Source organism: Verrucomicrobiia bacterium (assembly GCA_035574275.1).
Classification (GTDB): domain Bacteria; phylum Zixibacteria; class MSB-5A5; order DSPP01; family DSPP01; genus DSPP01.
Genome location: DATLYY010000048.1, coordinates 1 through 18039 on the forward strand (window position 1 = coordinate 1; position 18039 = coordinate 18039).

At 54.6% G+C, this 18039-nt stretch carries 16 protein-coding genes; 10 read left to right on the plus strand and 6 right to left on the minus strand.

Features of this window, described 5'->3' with window-relative positions; all coding sequences use genetic code 11:
* Positions 1-700 precede the first annotated feature (700 nt).
* A complete protein-coding gene (locus VNL73_07375; protein ID HXF49229.1) occupies positions 701-1309 on the plus strand; it encodes a hypothetical protein in 609 nt (202 codons plus the stop codon).
* Positions 1306-1905 (plus strand): transposase, encoded by a 600-nt coding sequence (locus tag VNL73_07380; protein ID HXF49230.1) that lies wholly within the window; start codon positions 1306-1308, stop codon positions 1903-1905. Before VNL73_07375 ends, VNL73_07380 begins: the two co-directional genes overlap by 4 nt.
* 280 nt (positions 1906-2185) lie before the next feature.
* Here VNL73_07380 and VNL73_07385 read toward each other — a convergent pair whose 3' ends face one another.
* The 4 genes from VNL73_07385 to gmd all read right to left on the minus strand — a co-directional run bounded on the left by VNL73_07385 (position 2186) and on the right by gmd (position 6138).
* Positions 2186-3487 carry a nucleotide sugar dehydrogenase gene (locus VNL73_07385; protein ID HXF49231.1) on the minus strand — a complete coding sequence of 434 codons (1302 nt, stop codon included), beginning with the start codon at positions 3485-3487 and terminating at the stop codon, positions 2186-2188.
* A 120-nt stretch (positions 3488-3607) separates the two neighbouring features.
* A complete protein-coding gene (locus VNL73_07390) occupies positions 3608-4588 on the minus strand; it encodes a GDP-mannose 4,6-dehydratase (protein HXF49232.1) in 981 nt (326 codons plus the stop codon).
* Positions 4589-5122 (minus strand): OmpH family outer membrane protein, encoded by a 534-nt coding sequence (locus VNL73_07395; GenBank protein ID HXF49233.1) that lies wholly within the window; start codon positions 5120-5122, stop codon positions 4589-4591.
* 47 nt (positions 5123-5169) lie between these two features.
* Positions 5170-6138, minus strand: coding sequence for a GDP-mannose 4,6-dehydratase (gene gmd / locus VNL73_07400; protein HXF49234.1), 969 nt, complete (start codon positions 6136-6138; stop codon positions 5170-5172).
* Between the two features lie 374 nt (positions 6139-6512).
* On the opposite strand from gmd, the gene VNL73_07405 reads away from it, so the two are divergent.
* From VNL73_07405 to VNL73_07440, 8 genes are all read left to right on the plus strand, one after another.
* Positions 6513-8252: an RHS repeat-associated core domain-containing protein gene (locus tag VNL73_07405; GenBank protein HXF49235.1), complete on the plus strand. Its 1740-nt coding sequence runs from the start codon at positions 6513-6515 to the stop codon at positions 8250-8252.
* 517 nt (positions 8253-8769) lie between these two features.
* Positions 8770-9273, plus strand: a complete 504-nt coding sequence (locus VNL73_07410) for a hypothetical protein (GenBank protein ID HXF49236.1) — start codon at positions 8770-8772, stop codon at positions 9271-9273.
* A 65-nt stretch (positions 9274-9338) separates the two neighbouring features.
* On the plus strand, positions 9339-9836 hold the full coding sequence (locus tag VNL73_07415; protein ID HXF49237.1) for a hypothetical protein: 498 nt from the start codon (positions 9339-9341) through the stop codon (positions 9834-9836).
* A gap of 25 nt (positions 9837-9861) precedes the next feature.
* Entirely contained in the window at positions 9862-10236 is a 375-nt protein-coding gene (gene rsfS / locus VNL73_07420; GenBank protein HXF49238.1) for a ribosome silencing factor, read from the plus strand.
* A 161-nt stretch (positions 10237-10397) separates the two neighbouring features.
* On the plus strand, positions 10398-11645 hold the full coding sequence (rho, locus tag VNL73_07425; GenBank protein HXF49239.1) for a transcription termination factor Rho: 1248 nt from the start codon (positions 10398-10400) through the stop codon (positions 11643-11645).
* 177 nt (positions 11646-11822) lie between these two features.
* Positions 11823-12242, plus strand: a complete 420-nt coding sequence (locus tag VNL73_07430) for a hypothetical protein (protein HXF49240.1) — start codon at positions 11823-11825, stop codon at positions 12240-12242.
* Positions 12243-12261: 19 nt separating this feature from the next.
* The gene (locus tag VNL73_07435) at positions 12262-12834 is read left to right on the plus strand and encodes a DUF1579 family protein (protein ID HXF49241.1); all 573 of its coding nucleotides are present in this window, start codon (positions 12262-12264) and stop codon (positions 12832-12834) included.
* Positions 12835-12859: 25 nt separating this feature from the next.
* Positions 12860-13441: a DUF1579 family protein gene (locus VNL73_07440; protein ID HXF49242.1), complete on the plus strand. Its 582-nt coding sequence runs from the start codon at positions 12860-12862 to the stop codon at positions 13439-13441.
* Between the two features lie 109 nt (positions 13442-13550).
* Here the strand turns inward: VNL73_07440 and VNL73_07445 are convergent, their stop codons facing one another.
* A complete protein-coding gene (locus tag VNL73_07445) occupies positions 13551-15581 on the minus strand; it encodes a response regulator (protein ID HXF49243.1) in 2031 nt (676 codons plus the stop codon).
* Between the two features lie 12 nt (positions 15582-15593).
* Positions 15594-17738, minus strand: a complete 2145-nt coding sequence (locus VNL73_07450) for a GAF domain-containing protein (GenBank protein ID HXF49244.1) — start codon at positions 17736-17738, stop codon at positions 15594-15596.
* Positions 17739-18039 lie beyond the last annotated feature (301 nt).

Below are 18039 nucleotides of genomic sequence, written 5' to 3' on the forward strand. Positions count from 1 at the left end.
GGAGGGTCCGGTGTGCACACCGGCTCTTTCCCCAGAGCTAAATCCCGCGTCTCACAAATACAGGGATCAGGGATTGGGGATTATGGATTAGTGAAAATCCTTAAAACCCGCCCACGTCCCTCTACTATAGGCCCACCCTGCAATATTCACTCTGAAGTTGTTGTGAATTTGCAACTTCACCCCCTGGCCCCCTCTCCGATGCGGAGAGGGGGAATTGGGCAATTCATGAATTGCCCCTACAAAAGAAACCTCCCCTTAATCCCCTCCTTCGTAAGGAGGGGACAAAGAGGAGCGGCGGGCAGTCCGAAGTTGTTGCGAATTTGAAAAAGGGAGGGGAAAAGTGTGCGAAAGTTGCGTTTTTGGTTCTTAATAGCGATACTTACGCTACGATGCCGGTAAAGCGAACAGAAACTCAATCCATAAAAAGTAAGGGCCAAATAATGCTGGAAAAAGCCGAAGAAGCCGATCTAAATTTGAAATAAAATCCGCAAGACTTGAGGGGAGGAATTTAATTTATGAAATTGAAAAGCTGTAGCTGTGGAAGCAGGGAATTCCTTGTTATCTCTGAAAAAATATACGAAGGATACATTCAACGTGGAATTCTTGAATGTGCTCCGGATAATGAGGCGGTTGTGGAAATAAAATGTAAAGCGTGTCAAAAGATCTATAAGGAAAGAAAGTTTAAGGGAATTAACTACTGATGGGCAAAAGCGACGAGAAAGTTCTCAAGGAAGTACTGAAATTTTTTAATACGATCTTCGTTTTGAAAAGAAAAAACAAGAATTATTTTTATGCTGAATACAAAACCGAATGGTTAAAAAAGCTAAATCTTTTGCCCAATGATCCCGATGAAGCAAAATCTTCTAGGACAACAAAAAAACTGCAGGAGTTTCTCACAAACAAATTCGGAGACCACGTCAAAATAGAAGCGCCCGTTGCCGAGGGAATGACCCTAAGGTTTGCAACTGGAAATGTTGATTCCGAGAGCGTTCATATTGATTCAAATAAACTGCAATGTTTTGATGTGCTTGACGTTGAAACTGGGACAGCGTTTGAAATAAGTCTTGCAGACGCCTTTGCAGAGTTTTTCAAAGACGTGCTTAAGGCGTTGCTAGATTCAAGAGTAAAAAAACTCTACATTTGCATGAGAAATCACAATTACAAGGGTGCTGGAAAGAGTGGTTATATCAAGGTAAGAGATTCTGCGATGGTTCAACAGTATATTAGCTTAGCTAAACTATACAAGCTCGACATACTTTTAATCGACTTATTTCCAAAATGCAATAAACACAAACCGAATAAGAGGTGAGTTATAACCCAGCCCTTCATCACCGCCGCTCTATTCGGCTCAAGGGTTACAATTATGCGAATACGGGGGCGTATTTTGTCACGATTTGCACGCAGGGGCGGGAGGGTTTGTTCGGGGAAATAAAAAACGGGGAGATGGAATTAAATCCGGCGGGACGGATGGTAACCGCATATTGGACGGATTTGTCCAAAAGATTTTCGGGGGTCGAAACCGATGAATTCGCCGTAATGCCCAATCATTTCCACGGCATAATTGTTCTTGTAGGGGCAGACCGGCGTGTCTGCCCGGATGGGGTGGGTGGACGGGAATTAAAAGCGGGCGGACACATCGGTCCGCCCCTACAAAAAATCCTGCAATGGTTCAAAACGATGACGACCAACGAATATCTAAAAAATGTTAAGAACAAAAATTGGCCGCCGTTTCCCGGGCGGTTGTGGCAACGGAATTATTACGAGCACATCATCCGTGATGAAGATTCGTTGAACAAAATCCGGGAATACATCATCCAAAATCCGGCGCGGTGGGAATATGACATGGAAAATACCGCCGGTAAACCGGATGGGGCGGAACAGGATTTTTGGAAGGTTTTCGGGTAGAAACAAAAATAGGGCACGCAGCAGCGTGCCCCTACGAAATATTACAATTTTACAATATTCTTGAACTTCTTGGAGAGATTGCCCATCGCGGAGAGGGGGGAAAGGCGACCTAACCCCTGGCCCCTTCCCGATGCGGGAAGGGGTGGGCGAGGCATGCCTCGCCCCTACAAATGCAAAGGCAAAAACGGGCAGGCACGGAGGCCAGCCCCTACGACAACCCCCTATAGTCCCCCTTAAGACAGAAAGACGGGCAGACACAAGGCCCGCCCCTACAAATACATTACAATTTTACAATATTCTTAAACTTCTTGGAGAGATGGCCCATCGCGTTGCGGGTGTCGAAGATTAACCGGGCCTGCGCGGCGAGCGCGGGATAGTCGTAGGCGGAGTGGTTGGTCAGGATTACCACCAAGTCGGCTTTTTTCACCCGGTCGGGGGTGAGCGGGACGGAGCGCATATGCAAATCGTCCAAGGCGACTTTGGGGACGTGGGGGTCGTTGTAGGAAACGACGGCTTTGGCTTTGTCCAAAAGCTTTAAGACGTCCAAAGCCGGGGATTCCCGCAGGTCCTGGATATCTTTTTTGTAGGCCACCCCCAGAACGAGGATGCGGGCGCCTTTGAGCGGTTTTTTGTGGTCGTTCAAGACGCGGGTGATGCGCTCGACAACATACTCCGGCATGTGGGAGTTGATGTCGCCGGCGAGCTCGATGAAGCGGGCGTAGTAGTTCAGGGATTTGAGCTTCCAGGAAAGGTAGTGCGGGTCGATGGGGATGCAGTGGCCGCCCAGGCCGGGGCCGGGATAGAAGGGCATGAAGCCGAACGGCTTGGTGGCGGCGGCGTCGATGATTTCCCAGACGTCGATGCCGAGCCGGTCGCACATTAAGGCGACTTCGTTCACGAGGCCGATATTGACCGAGCGGAAGGTGTTTTCCAGAAGCTTGACCATCTCCGCCGATTGCGTCGAGGAGACCGGGACGACGGATTCCACGATTTGCGAATAGAAGGCAACGGCGACTTTTGTGCAGGCGGGGGTGACGCCGCCGACGATGCGCGGGGTGTTTTTGGTGTCGTAGTTCGTGTTGCCGGGGTCCACCCGCTCCGGGGAGAAGGCCAGGTAGAAATCCCGCCCGGCTTTCAACCCGGTGGATTCGAGGATGGGCAGGATGAGCTCGACGGTGGTGCCGGGATAGGTGGTGGACTCCAGGACAACCAACTGGCCACGCCGCAGATACTTTTTGACCCCTTCGACCGCGGAGAGGATGTAGGAGACGTCCGGGTCTTTGGTTTTGTTGAGCGGGGTGGGGACGCAGATGGAGATGCAGTCCGCTTTTTTCAAAACGGCGTAATCGCCGGTGGCAGTCAGGGTTTTGGAGAAGACCAGCGGGCGCAGGGACTCGTTGGAGACGTCGTCGATGTCGGAGATCCCCTTGTTGATGCGCCCGACGCGGTTTTTGTCGTAATCGATGCCGTAGGTCTTGAAGCCGACCGAGGCAAAGGCCACGGAGAGGGGCAGGCCGACGTATCCCTGGCCGATGATGGCGACCACCGCGGTGCGCTTTTCGATTTTGGTTTTCAAGTCCATAGTTTACTCTTCGACCGCCCTCATTTTAACTGCAATTGCCAAGTTCGTCAAATTGCCCCTCTCCCCTCCCAGATTCTTCGCTACGCTCAGAATGACAGAATGAAGCAGAGTTGAAACAGGTCAAACCCCGTTTTCCATCTTTTGGTTCCGGGCGCGCCAGTAGTTGAGGGTGTCGGAAAGGGTTTTTTCCAGCTTGATTACCGGCTTCCAGCCCAGTTCTCTTTTTGCCTTGGAGAAATCCCCCCGCAGAACGGGAATTTCGGAGGGACGCTGGCGGGCGGGGTCGCTTTTGACTTTGATTTTCACTTTGGACAGCCGCAGAAGCATCCGCAAAACCCGCTCGACGGGGATGTCCTTGCCGGAGCAAAAGGTGTAAACTTCGCCGGGCTCTCCCTTTTTCAAGACCAATTCGTAGCCCCGGACGACGTCCCGGACGTCCGAGAAATCCCGGCGGGACTTCAGATTGCCGACGGAAATAACCGGTTTGGACAGGCCGGCTTCGATTTGGGCGATTTGCGAGGCGAAATCGGGCACCACAAAGCCGGGGCCCTGCCGCGGACCGGTATGGTTGAAGGCCAGGGCGTGGTAAATCGGGATTTTGAAGGAGTGGAAATAGGCCTGGCCGATTAAATCCGCGGCCCCCTTGGAGGCGGCGTAGGGGGAGCGGGGGGCCCAGGGCTCCTTTCCTTTCAAGGGGAGCCATTTTTTCTCCACCTTGCCGAAGATGTCCGAGGAGGAGACCAAAAGGACCTTGGGGCGGACCGGCATTTCGCGAACCGCTTCCAGGACGTTCAAGGTGGAAACGAAGTTGTTTATGAGCGCCTCTTCCGGCCTTTGGAAAGAGAAACCGACCGAGGAGAAGGCGGCCAGGTGGAAGAGCCATTTGGGCTGGGCGGCGTTCAGGGCCCGCCGGACGCTTTCCTTTTGGCGCAGGTCGATTTGATAAAGCTCCAGCCGGTCGGCGAAGCCGGAGAGGTTTTCCAGCGATTTATCGATAAGATAGGTGCCGGCGACGGAATACCGGCGGTCCAACAAATACTCCGCCAGATGCGAGCCGACGAAGCCGGAGACGCCGGTTATCAGGCAGTCGAAGGCGGCCAACTATTTTTTTGGGGGGGCGCTTGCCGTTTTGTTCAAATCCGCCAGCACTTTGTCGGTCAAATCGCTGCCCTCCTTGGCGTACACCACGCTTTCATCCGAGAAGACGAAGGAGTACCCCTCCGCTTTGGCAACCCGCTTGACCGCCTCCATCACCTTGTCCAGAATCGGCTTGGAGAGGGACATCCGGAGCTGCTCCAGCTTCCCCCCCTGCCCGAAGGTGGCCTGGCGGAACTGGAAATAGGCGGCCTGCTTGGCCTCGAACGATTTTTCCTTTTCCGATTTGGCGGCGGCGCTCAAAACCGCCGCTTTTTGGATGAGCTCCTCCTGCAGCTTTTCCAGCTCGGTGGCCAAAATGGAATCCTGCCTTTGGGAGCCGATTATCATCGAGTCGAGCTGCGCCTGGGCGGAGGCGAACTCTTTGAACTCCTGGCGGATGCGGTCGGAATCGACGTACCCCAGCTTGACCCCTTCCTGCGCGGAAGCAAAGGCGGCAAAGCAGAAGATTGCGACGGCCGTTATCGGTATCTTTTTCACAAATCCTCCTTGTTCTAATTTAACGATTTTATGATTGAGTGATTGAGTCATTTTTTCAAAGTTTTTAGCCGCTCCAAATCGGCATCCACCATCATCTTTACCAGCTCCTCGAAGGAAGTTTTCGGCCGCCAGCCCAGATTCTTTTGCGCCAGCGACGAATCCCCCAAAAGAATATCCACTTCGGCGGGGCGGACGAATTTTGGGTCGGTTTTCACGTGCTTTTCCCAATTTAATCCTACGTATGAGAAGGCGGTTTCGACCAATTCCTTCACCGAGTGGCTTTGGCCGGAGGAGATGACGTAGTCCAAGGGTTCTTTTTGCTGGAGCATCCGGTAAACGGCCTCCACGTAGTCGCCGGCGAAGCCCCAGTCCCGCTTGGCGTCCAGGTTTCCCAAATACAGTTTGTCGGCCAGGCCCAGTTTGATTCGCGCCGCGCCGTCGGTGACTTTGCGGGTGACGAATTCCAGCCCCCGGCGGGGGGATTCGTGGTTGAAGAGGATGCCGGAGACGGCGAAGAGGCCGTAGCTTTCGCGGTAGTTGACGGTGATGAAGTGGCCGTACACCTTCGCCACGCCGTAGGGGGAGCGGGGATAGAACGGGGTGGTTTCCTTTTGCGGCACTTCCCGCACCTTGCCGAACATTTCCGAGCTGGAGGCCTGATAAAACTTAATCTTGGGATTGACCAATCGAATGGCCTCGAGCATGCGGCAGACGCCGACGGCGTCGAATTCCGCCGTTAAAACCGGCTGTTCCCAGGAGGTGGGGACGAAGGACTGGGCGGCAAAGTTGTACACTTCGTCCGGCTGAACTTCTTCCATTAGACGTATGAGCGAAAGCTGGTCCAACAGGTCGGCCTGGCGGATTTTGACTTGGTCGCGGATGTGCTGGATGCGGTCGAAGGTTTCCGTGGAGGAGCGGCGCACCATCCCCCAGACCTCGTAGTTTTTGGCAAGCAGCAAATCCGCCAGATAGGAACCATCCTGACCGGTGATGCCTGTGATTAATGCTCGGGGCATTGAGCGGTGGAATATACGATTTTAAAGGGGGGTGTCAAAACGGAGAGTTTTGGCCGCATCCACAGAGGCGTTTCGCCATACACCCCTACAAAATGCTTGACAACGATTGAGAAAGCCACATCTTAGCGGGGCGTAAGCGGATACTGCGGCTTACTTAGAGGAGGAGGGAGTGCAGATAAAAAGGATCCTCTTTACCGCGTTTGTAATCACACTGTTATTCTGTCTTACCGCTTCCTCTACAACTATCCGCGTGCCCCAAGACCAGCCGACGATTCAGGCGGGGATCAACGCGGCCGTGAACGGAGATACCGTTTTGGTGGCGCCGGGCTCCTATCCGGGGCATTTGAGCATTTCGTCCAAAAACATTTTCCTCCTTGCCTCGGGCGGGGCCGACAGCCACGCGGAAGTTTTCCTACGATTATGCCGGGCGGGTGACTTCCGAATCGCTCGTCACCGCCGGCAGAACCTACTGGACGCGCTACACCTGGGACGCCAACGGGAATATGAAAACTTTGCGGTATCCCAACGGACGGCTGGTAACTTTTACCTACGATTTGGCCGATAGAGTAACTAAGGCCATTGGGACTAAGTCCGGGAATCCCACGCGAACCTACTTTGATTCCACCGGCTACCTCCCGTTTGGACCGGATACGACGATGTGGTTTGGGAATGGTGTCAAAGTAAAGAAGAGCTACGACAAGCGGTATTACACGCAGTCGATAACCAACACCCCCGCCGGCATTTTTGGCCGGAGCTACCAGTATGACCATAACGGGAATATCACCCAACTTTTGGATTTGATAGATTCCACCAAAAGTTACCATACGATAACTTACGACGGGGTTGACCGGCTGTTGACGGCTTTTGGGGATTATCGCACGGATGATTTGACCTATAGCTATGCCAAGAACGGCAACCGGCTGACCAAGCAAAAAGGAGCTTCAAGCACGAGCTACAGCTACCTCAACAACCGTCTGCGAAACACCACCGGAGCAGAAGTGGTGAATTACGGGTATAACGCCAATGGAAGCGTAATCGGTGATACCCTATCGGGCCAGACCAAAGTGTATACCTACGACAAGCTGAACAGAATCGTAAAAATTACAGGCATTGCTCCCACCGACAGCTTTACTTATGACGGAGAGAACAAGCGGGTTTACAGCAACGACAACGGAACGGAATTAGTTAATCTCTACGATATCTATGGCAATCTTATTTCCCAATACTTCCCGGGTGCGCCTTTTTACACAACCGATTACATTTGGGCCAACGGCGAACCCCGAATGCGGATTGACACGCTGGAAGTATTCGGCTTTGGCCCTTCTGGAGGCCCGCCACCTCCCTCCGGCCCAGAGACGCGTTATTGGTTCCACACCGACCATCTGGGCACACCTTACGTGCTCACGGATAGCTTGAAGATCGTGCAGTGGCGGGTAAGTTTGGATCCTTTCGGCGAAACGGTATCGGAGTTTGCCAGCGCCATCGAGGACAACACCCGGTTTCCGGGACAACGGATAGACCGAGGAAGTGGTTTGAACTACAACTGGCACCGGTATTACCAGCCGAAGATTGGGCGGTATTATCAGGTGGATCCGGTAACAAGTCAAACTACAACGAATCCATTTTCTTATGTAAGTAGCAATCCCCTGGTATTTACAGATAGGACAGGTGAAATAGGGCGAAAAGCTGTACCGCTAATTACTGCGGAGGAATTTAGAGTATTTACTGGAATACCCTGTGCGTTAAATATGAGAGAGGCAGCAACTATTGCAGCAGACAGAACAAAGAAGATTGCAGAGGAACTAGGAGTGCTCGATGGAAAACGAGATGCCTTCAAGCACTGTTTAGGAATATGTTCAATTACAAAAATTTGTGGTGCAGACGTTGCAACCGCTGCTGCCGTGGGGAAAGAAGTTTGGGACCTCTTCAGAGAAAAAGGAAATCTGGTTGAAAAGGCAAAAAGATTATATATGGATACCCACAATAATTGGCAAGGATCTTTGTGTTCGAAAAAAGCAAGCTGTGGTCGTTCGTTTAGTTCGTGCGCAAACTGCTGCCTCACAGCCCTAAACAATGGGAGCCTTTTTGTAATAAACAAGGATGGTGACCGATGAATTCTCAAAGGAGCAATCAAACAGGATTTTTCCTTTATTTTTTCGGCATAACGCTCGTCTCAATTGTTTTGTTTGGGTGCTGTCAATTAGGTTTTTCTTGTTACGACCTTCACGTATGGGGAGAACCTGAGCTAAAGGAAGCCGATATTTATCTTGATAACAAACTCATTAAGTCATCAGCGAGCGGAGACATTTTTTTAAAAATTCCCTATGACCAACACGAGATCAAAGTTATTCAGAAAGGCTTTAAGCCGTTTACAACAATATTGGAGGGAGGCCCCGGTCGAATTGAGCGCAGGCTACTTGTAAAACTTGAGCCGCTTGATTCGGTGCCCGCAAGCCCTTCTTCTCAATCTGATACTACCAAAAGTGTCAAATAATTCTTTCGATTACCCTTGGGCGAATGCGGGAACCTTTTGGCGGGGGCTAAAGTTTTAGGGAATAAGACGATATAATGAATAAAGGTGCTTGACAAAGGGGGGTTCGTTAATAATATTTGAAACCGTCCAACCAGAAGATGGGTAAAATAACTGAAATGACCAGCCACCCGACTAAAGCCCCAAAGGTCGTAATTCTGTTTTTGGCCGCGTTCGTTTTAATGGCGGCCGCCGCCTTTGGGCAGACCAATACCGGCGGGTTTTTGGGAACGCCGGAGGAAGAAACCACCGCAGATGCGCCCAAGGGGAGTTCGGTATTCCTGCTCGACCCGTCCCGCTTTAAAATCAACCATACGATTTCGACCTCCTACGCCAGCATCGGCGGGCGGGGGGTTTTGACCAGCATGTATATGGCGGACTTAAGCTACAAGCTTGCCAACCCGCTGGACATACGCATCAGTTTGGGGGTGGCCAACTCGCAGGGGGCGTTTTTTGGGCCCAAGCGGAGCGCCAATTCAATCATTCCCGGTTTTCAACTGCACTATCATCCGTCGAATTCTTTTAATTTGATTGTCAATTACCAGCAGTACCCGGCCGGGGCGTATTATTATCCCGGCTACCTTCCGCTTGGATATCGGCGGTAGGAAACTTTTTCCGACTTTGTTCGGACGGGAGCGGCCCATCCCTTAAACGGGCCGGACAATAACCAATGCGCATAACCCCCTTGCGTTACAAAAAAAAGGTCTGGATAGCCCCCGATTCCAAGCGTTTGGAGTGGAACCGGGCGGAAAAGCTTCTGGCCGGGGCGGTCATCGCCTCCGGACTGGCCTCGATTGGGCTGGCCTTGTATCTGTTCTGGCCGCGGGAGGCCGCGGCGGTGCGGGATTTTGAGTTTGCCGCCGTGCAGTTGATTGTGCCGCAGGAATTGAAGGATGAGCAGGCCCCCTTTGTTAAAAAACTGGGGGAGGAACTGGCGGCGGAGAATTGCATTATCCAGGTGGTGGATATTCTGCACGTGAAAACCCCGGCGCCGGAAAAGACCTTGCTGGTTGCGCGGGTGCCCCAGCCGCCGGTTTTGAAGAAGGCCGCCCGAATTTTGGGGATTCCCCCTTCCCGGACGGTGGAAAAAAGTTTGCCGGACAACGTCAAAGGAGTGCTATTCTCGATTTATCTGGGGCGCGACGCCCTCGAATTTCCCGCCGACTAAATTCCAAGGAGTCCATTTTCGGCAGATGAAGGGGTTGGCGGGGAAGGAACTGGCCCGGCTGGTCGGCCGGCTGGTTTTGGAAAAAAAGGGGGGCGACGTGGTGTTAATCGATTTGCGGAAGCTCTCCTCCATCGCCGACTTTTTTGTGGTGGCGACCGCCGACGCGGACGTGCATGCCCACGCGATTGCCGGGCACATCGAGGAGATGCTGAAGAAAAAGGGAGTACGGATGGGACACGAGGAAAAAAGCGCGCGCTGGACGCTTTTGGATTACGGAGACGTGGTGGTGCACCTGTTCTTGAAGGAGGCCCGCCGCTTTTACGCTTTGGAAAAATTTTGGGGGGACGCCCCGCAGGAAACACTCGCGGAGCGGCCCCGGGGCCGCCGGATGGCCGGGTAGGGAAAATTTCCCGCACCATCCGCTGTCAATGAAAGAGAGCAGCCATGAATCGGAAAACAACCAAAACATCAGAGGGACCTAAAATGGAAAAAACGGATATGGAAAAGACCGCCGTGGCGGAAAAGCCCGCGCCGGAACGTTCGATGACGGCGGAAATGAAGATGGACATCGTGCAGTTGAAAAACAAAACGGTGACGGAACTGCAGGAAATCGCGGAAAACTTGAACATTCCCGGCAGCTCCGGGATGCGCAAGCAGGAGCTGATTTTCAAAATCCTGGAGACGAAAACCGAGCAGGACGGGCTGATTTTTGCCGAGGGGGTGATGGAAATCATGGAGGAGGGGTACGGCTTTTTGCGCTCCCCGGATTACTGCTACCTGCCGGGCCCGGACGACATCTACGTCTCTCCCTCGCAAATTAAGCGGTTCGATTTGCGCACGGGGGACACCGTTTCCGGGCAGGTTCGCCCGCCGAAGGATTCGGAACGGTATTTCGCCCTCTTGAAAATCGAGGCGATCAATTTTGAATCGCCGGAAATGGCCAAGCACAAGGTTCTCTTTGACAACCTGACCCCGCTTTACCCCCAGACCAAGTTTTCGCTGGAATACGACCCGAAGAAGATGTCCACGCGGATCATGGATCTGCTCTGCCCCATTGGCAAGGGGCAGCGGGCCTTGATTGTTTCGCCGCCGAAGGCGGGGAAAACGATGCTTTTGCAGGAGATTGCCAACGCCATCACCACGAACCACCCGGAAGTGAAGCTGATTGTCCTGCTCATCGACGAGCGGCCGGAAGAGGTTACGGATATGAAGCGCTCCGTGCGGGGGGAGGTGGTTTCCTCCACGTTTGACGAGCCGGCCGAGCGGCACGTGCAGGTGGCGGAGATGGTGATTGAGAAGGCCAAGCGCTTGGTGGAGCATAAGCACGATGTCGTCATACTTCTGGACTCGATTACCCGTTTGGCCCGGGCCCACAACGCCGTGGTGCCGCATTCCGGCAAAATCCTTTCCGGCGGCGTGGACGCCAACGCTTTGCAAAGGCCCAAGCGCTTCTTTGGCGCGGCGCGGAACATCGAAGAAGGGGGAAGTTTGACGATTATAGGCACGGCTTTGATTGAGACCGGCAGCCGGATGGACGAGGTGATTTTTGAAGAGTTCAAGGGAACCGGCAACTCGGAAATCGTGCTCGACCGGCGGCTTTCCGACCGCAGGATTTTCCCGGCGATGGACATCAACCGCACCTCCACCCGCAAGGAAGAGCTTTTGCTTTCGCCGGAGGTTCTGGCCAAGGTCTGGATTCTGCGGAAGTTTTTGAACGAGATGAACCCCATCGAGGCGATGGAGTTTTTAATCGACCGGATGAAGAAGGCCAAAAACAACGAAAAGTTTTTGGAGTCGATGAAGAGTTAAGCCGTCAAGTATTCCTGCTTCACCGCAGGCCGGGTTATAACCCGGCGGCGCGGCATTAAAATGCCGCCTGCGAATACCCTTCCATTTCAAATTACCGGTTGCCAAGGCAACGCCCCTCCCCTATTTTCCCAAAACGTTGAAGAGGATTGCCAACCTACATTTCCAAAGGAGGGGAATATGGAATTAGGAAGCGTGCTTTTGACGGGCTTGGTTATCGGAATTTTGGGGAACGCCTCCCATTTTTTGGCTCACACGTTCATCGGCGCCAAAGAGGTGCAAAAGTTTTACGAGGAAAACCCCAAAGCGATGGCGGAGGGGATGACGCACACGGCGGCGGTCATCCGGGCGGTCATTCTCACATTCGTCTACGGTCTCGTTACTGCCTGGGTCTTCAGCTTTGGAGAGGTTTATCTGGCAGACAATGGAATGGGGGGAGGGTTTATGTTCGGGCTGGCGCTCTGGCTGGGATACTGGGCTATTGAATACACGCACGTGACTTTTGCCCGGATGCCCATGCCTACGCGCATAGCCGACTTGGTCGGCTACGGCGTGATGCTTATGGGGGGCGGAATGATAGCCGCGAAGATGTTGGTCTAAGGGGCGAAAAGGAGCTGAAATGAAGCGAACAGTTTATTTCCTTCTCGTATCGGTTGCATTTTTTTCTCTTTCATCCGCGCAGGAGCAGAAAACGGACTCCCTTCCGCCGATGGCCGCGCCGAAGGTCCCTCCGGAGCTTTTGAAACTTTCGTTTTTGGCCGGGGAGTTTGTCACCGATACGAAAATTTTTCCCAACCCGGTGGCGCCGAATGGGGAAAATGCCACGGGAAGCTTGAAAAGCAGATGGATTTTGGACTCGATGTTTTTGCAGTTCGAGGAGGCCATTGATTTCCCCATCTTTGGCAAATATCGCGGGATGGGGCTTTTGACCTACGATAAAAACGCCAAACAGTACTATCTGGGGATGCACAACAACTTCGGCGATCACCCCTCCTACAAGGGGAATTACACGGGGGATACACTAATTCTCGAAGGGCAAATTCCATTCCCCGGGGGCACTTTTCAACAACAGGTGATGTGGCGCCGGGAGGGGGACAACGTGAAACTCTGGGTGCGGAACAACATGGGGCAGGGATGGATGCCGGTGATTGAGCAGACCTACCGGCCCGCCAAGAAAAACGGCCGGAAATAAAACCAAACGGATGAAAGGAGTCGAGATGAGAAAAGTCCTATGCCTCCTAACGCTGGGGACCGCCCTGTTTGCCGCGGCGGCGCTTTTTGCGCAGGAGCAGCCCCCTGCAGCGGGGATGGAGCCGCCCAAGCCGAAGTTCGGGCCGGAACTGGCCCGGCTTTCCTTTTTGGTGGGAAATTTCAGTTCTGAAAATATGGCCCATCCTTCCCCGATGGGAAACGGCGGGCCGGGCAAGGGAAGGAATATAAACCGCTGGGATTTGGATTCCATATTTTTGATGTTCAATTACGAAGGGGAATTGGCGGGAATGGGCGGCTACAAGGGCAAGGGGATGCTTACCTACGACGGAAGAGACGGCCAGTATAAATGCTGGTGGTTCGACAATTTTGGAAGCAGTAACCTCTACCAGGGAACCTTCGCGGGAGACACGCTACTTTTGGAGGGGGAAATCCCGCTCCCCCAGGGAACATTGAAGGAAAAAATAATGTGGCATCCAGAAGGTAAAAAATTCAAGTTTCGCTTGTTTCAGGACTGGGGACAGGGATTCAACCTGGCGATGGAGGAAACCGCCACCCCGTCCGGCGCCAAGACCGGCCGGAAAAAGTAAATTTCAACGCAACCCAAGGCCCCCATTTTGAACGGAATGGGGGCTTTTTTGCGAAATCCAAAATTGGCTCTGGAAACCGGCTGCGATTTGCGGGAGGCGGACGAGTAGTTCAGCGCCGCGCGGGCTGGGCGGTGTTTTTGGAAAGAATTTCCGAAATGGCGCGGCGGATGTCGTCCAGGTGGAACGGCTTGTTCAAAACCAAATCGATTCCCGCCTCCCGGACGCGGGCCGCTTCGATTTGCGCCCCCCAGCCGGAAACCAGCATCACGGGGGTTTTTGGGTTTTTCTCCTTGGCCCGGCGGGCGACCTCCCAGCCGGAAATCCCGGGCATTCCCAAATCGGTGATGACCAGCTCGTAGGCCGCCCCCTCCAATAAACGAAACGCCTCGGCGCCGTCCTGGGCGGCGGCGACCTTGTGCCCCAGAAAATCGAGCATCTCGGATAAAACGTTGCGGATGTTTTCGTCGTCATCCACCACCAGAATCGAAAGTTCCCCCACTTTTTTGACCGGGGGTTTGGCCGGCTCAGGTTTTTTCGGCACGGGGGCGGAGGCCGGAAAACGGAGGGTGAACAAGGAGCCCTTTCCCTCTTCCGACTGCACGGCGATTTCCCCCTTGTGGCGGGTGACCACGCCGTACGCCACGGAAAGCCCCAGCCCCGTTCCCCGCCTCCCCTTGGTGGTGAAAAACGGGAAAAAGATTTTGCTTTTCACCTCCGGGCTCATCCCAGTGCCGTTGTCCCGGACGGTCAGGATAACTTCCCCCTCTTTTTGGAACGTGGAGACCCAGATTTTTCCGCCGTTGGGGAGCGCATCGGCGGCGTTGGCAATCAGGTTGGAGGCCACGTCCACCAGTTCGGAAAAACGCCCCATAACCGGCGCCGTCGGTTTCAAGTCCAGTTCCAGCTCGATCGGCCCGCCGGAGGAGGCGATCCGGTCCCGCCAGTGCGGCTTGGTGAGCTCGACCGCCTCCCGCGCGGCGGAGGCCATATCCACCGGCTCGGGGCTCCCCTCTTCCCGGTCGCGGGTGAATTCCTGCAGCCGGGCGACCGTGCGCGCGGCCTCCTGGGCGGAACCCTCCACCTGCCGCAGGGCGCGGGCCACCCGTTCATCGGTGGGCTGGGCCAATAAAAGCTGAACCCGCCCCAAAATCGCCCCCAAAACGTTGTTGAAATCGTGCGCAATCCCCCCCGCCATCTCCTTCAAGGCGACCAGCCGCTCCGACTGCAGAAGCCGCTCCTGCGCCACGGACAACGAGCGGTGGGCGGTTTCCAGATGCTCGAAGTTCCGGGCGTTCGCCAAAGCCTGGGATGCGGCCTGGACAAAAAGAATCGACAGCTCGACGTCCGTCTGGGTGAAGGGGTCGGCCGGAAGATGCTGAAAAACCAAAACCCCCTCCGTCTCCTCCCCCCGCACGAGGGGAACCAGAAGAAGCGGCTTGGGAAAATCGGCCAGTTCCGGCCTCGTTTCCCCGCCGTTTAAGGCCAAAGGCAGGCGCTTGGCCAAAAGTTTTTCCAGAACGCCGCTTGTGTGGGCCTGCTCGAACGGAACGGGGCCGAATTTGCCGCTCTGGGCGGCGATTTTCAAATCTCCTCCCCCGGAGGGGAGAAAAATCAGGGCCGCGCCGACGGCGTTCAAAAGCTCCGAGCCGCGGGCCACAATCCGCTCGGCCAGATCCGTTTCTTTGAAGATTGAAAAAAGCTGCTTTTGGAAGGCCGCCAGTTTTTCCAGGCGCCTCTGGTGCAGTTTCATCTCGCTTTCCAGTAGTTGCCAGCGGGAAAGGGACTGCACCAAGGCCGCAAGCCCGACCGCCAGCCGGAGCTGTTTGGGGGCTTCCAAGGGGGCGGGCTGGAGGGAGGAGAAAAGAAGCCCCCCCTCCTTTTCGAAGAAAACGGCCAAATGCCAGCTCCATTCGGAGAGGCCGGGGAGGTTTTCGACAAAACCGGTCCGGCCCGATTTATTTTGCAGGGCCGAAAAGAGCTCCGGCGAGCGGAGCAGCTTTTCCGCCCGGGCGCGCCCCCTCTCGGTCGCCTCCAAAAACTCCGGCCGGAACTTCTGCTCCAGGGAGCGGAAGGAAACCAAAAGATCGGCCCCCATCACCGGGCCCGCCACTTCCCAAACCAGTTTCAGAATTTTGCTCACCTTCGCGCCCGCCTAAACCTTTTCCGGTTCCGTTAGTTGATAAGGGGCGCGGACGGGAAGGCGCCGCACCGTGTTTTTCAGCTCCGATACTTTTTGCACCGACTGGTGGATGCGGCCGGCCTGCTTTTCGATGATGGAAAGATACCGCCCCGCCTCGGGGGAAAGATTTTCCGATTTCAAGCGCAGGAGATCGACCGCCCCCAGAATGGCGGTGAGGGGGTTGTTGATGGAATAATCCAGATTGGGGAACAAATCCAACGCCTCTTTGGCCCCCCGGGAGCTTTCGATTTGCGCCTCGATGTTTTTGAGCCGCTCGCCGGAGCGCTTTTGGGCTTCCTTGCGGGAAAGGCCGGACAAGCTCAAGGCGACCTGGTTGGAAATGCCCCGGGCAAACGCCATATCCTGCGGGGAGAAGGCCCAGCGTTTCCAGCTGCGCATCTCTCCGAGGGAGACCATCCCGAGCGCCCTACCCTCCACTTCCATCGGGATCAATACCGCCGCCTGCACCCGGCGGGCCAGGGACTTTGATTTTTCATTCTCGGTCATCACCGCTTCCGGGTCCTCCTCGTTGACGATCACCATCTTGTGTTCATCCAAGGCCATCCGGTGCCAGGGGAGCTGGGAGAGCGGAACTTCCTTTTCCAACTGCAAATCGCTCGAGATATCCCGCAGGGCGGAAAAGCTGGCGGACTCGAGGGAGGCCGGCCCCAGTTTCCAGAAGCGGCTGAAGGTGACCGGCAGCTCCTGGGTCAAAACCTCGCCGGCGCGGGATAAAAGTTCCTTTTCCGTCGTGTTCAAAAGCAGGCGGGAGCTTTGCACGAAGGAGAAAAGCCGCCGCTCGGTCTCCTCGGCTAAAAGCGTGTGCTGGAAGCGGAGGGCCAGAATGCGGGCCCCCTCGCAGAGATTGTTGAAGAATCGCCCCTCTTCCTCTCCCCAAACCGGCGGCTTTTCAAACCCCAAAGACAGGCCGGTCGTCCAGCGGTGGGGCAGCTCGACGGCCTTGAACCAATAGCCGTTCGCGCCCAGGGAGGCCAGAAACTTTTCCTCCGGCGTTTGCGGGACAAAATCGCTGCGGCGCAGGCAGATGGTGTGCCCCCCCAAGGGAAGCGCCAGCCAGTTCGGCTCGGCCGGATGGAAGGGGATTTTATCGGAGAGCAATTGACCGGAACGGCCGATGGTGAAGCGCCGCACCCGGAGTCCCTTCGGCTCCAAAAGGGAAAAGACCAGAAAGTCGGCCCCCAGGGCTTCTGATGCGTGGCGGAAAAGCTCCGGCAGAACCTTGTCCGGGCGGGAGGAAGCGCCGGAGAGCGCAAGAATTTCGTGGTTGAAGAGGGAGCGCTTTTCCTGCCGGGCCAGATAGCTGGAGGCCAAAAGCGATTGGAAGGCGGAACCAAGAAAGGTGGAAAGATGGGAAAAGAGCGCCTTTTCCTCCGGCAGAAACGGCGCGGCGGTCGGAAAAAACAGGGCCAGAATGCCGACCGTTCCCCCCTGCACGATTATGGGGACAAAGACCGCCTTGGCCATCCGCTCGTCCGCTTCGAAAAGCCGGTGGTAGTCGTTGTAGATTTCCAAATCGCAATTGACATAAAACGGGACGGCGGAGCGGTAGGGCTGGTAAAACCAGCTTTTTTCGAGAACAATATGGTCTGCGGTGGCCTTTCTTAGCGGGCTTATGCTGGAGGCGGCCAGAAAGTCCAGAAATTTTCCGTCCGGCGAAACTTTGAAAAGAAAGGCCCGGCCGCCCGGTTCGGCGAACCCCTGCACAACCAAATCGCAAAAGGCGCGGAAGTTTTTGGCCCGTTCGAACCGCTCTCCCCATTCGGCAAGCTGGGTGATGGCTCGTTCCACTTTAAGCAAATGGGTTTCTCCCGCGCCGGATTTTTTGACAAAGCTACCGATGCCGGACAGAACCAGCCCCAACCCGCCGATTGCCAAAAGGCAGGAGAAGAAGCGGATGAGCCAGTGGGTTTCCTCGTCAAATGTTTTCGCGGAAAAAACCAGAAAGGCGACCGAAAGGGACAAAACCGCCGTCCCCCATAAAAGCTCCCGCTGGGCGGTGGGAGTCAGGTAGTCCAGATTTTTACGTTTGATGTACCAGAAAAAGAGTACCGCAAAGGCGGCGGCAAACAAAAACGCCCCCAAGAATAGCGTTAACATAAAACCTCCTCGTTAAAACTCCAAAGGTGTTCCGGTCGAACCCCCAAATGCTTCCAATGTCTTCGACCCATCTATTTAAGTATCGGCGGGATGGGGTTTTAGTTAAGCCGGGGGGAGGGTTGGTTATTGGGGACTGAAGTCCGCGCCGGAGTTTTCCGAAGAGGTAACTATGAACAATGAAAAAAGGATGAAATGAAACAACTTATTTCTACAACTACTTGGTTTCTCATTCTCCTCGGTATGGCAGGTCTTTTTGGTGGTTGCTGTGAACTCGGAGTCACCTGCTATGAGCTTCTTGTCT

Excerpts from the sequence above, each read along its gene's own strand:
- VNL73_07375 (HXF49229.1), top strand. The coding sequence starts at position 701 with ATGGGCAAAAGCGACGAGAAAGTTCTCAAGGAAGTACTGAAATTTTTT.
- VNL73_07385 (HXF49231.1), bottom strand. The coding sequence starts at position 3,487 with ATGGACTTGAAAACCAAAATCGAAAAGCGCACCGCGGTGGTCGCCATC.
- gmd (HXF49234.1), bottom strand. The coding sequence starts at position 6,138 with ATGCCCCGAGCATTAATCACAGGCATCACCGGTCAGGATGGTTCCTAT.
- VNL73_07410 (HXF49236.1), top strand. The coding sequence starts at position 8,770 with ATGGGTAAAATAACTGAAATGACCAGCCACCCGACTAAAGCCCCAAAG.
- VNL73_07415 (HXF49237.1), top strand. The coding sequence starts at position 9,339 with ATGCGCATAACCCCCTTGCGTTACAAAAAAAAGGTCTGGATAGCCCCC.
- rsfS (HXF49238.1), top strand. The coding sequence starts at position 9,862 with ATGAAGGGGTTGGCGGGGAAGGAACTGGCCCGGCTGGTCGGCCGGCTG.
- rho (HXF49239.1), top strand. The coding sequence starts at position 10,398 with ATGGACATCGTGCAGTTGAAAAACAAAACGGTGACGGAACTGCAGGAA.
- VNL73_07430 (HXF49240.1), top strand. The coding sequence starts at position 11,823 with ATGGAATTAGGAAGCGTGCTTTTGACGGGCTTGGTTATCGGAATTTTG.
- VNL73_07435 (HXF49241.1), top strand. The coding sequence starts at position 12,262 with ATGAAGCGAACAGTTTATTTCCTTCTCGTATCGGTTGCATTTTTTTCT.
- VNL73_07440 (HXF49242.1), top strand. The coding sequence starts at position 12,860 with ATGAGAAAAGTCCTATGCCTCCTAACGCTGGGGACCGCCCTGTTTGCC.
- VNL73_07450 (HXF49244.1), bottom strand. The coding sequence starts at position 17,738 with ATGTTAACGCTATTCTTGGGGGCGTTTTTGTTTGCCGCCGCCTTTGCG.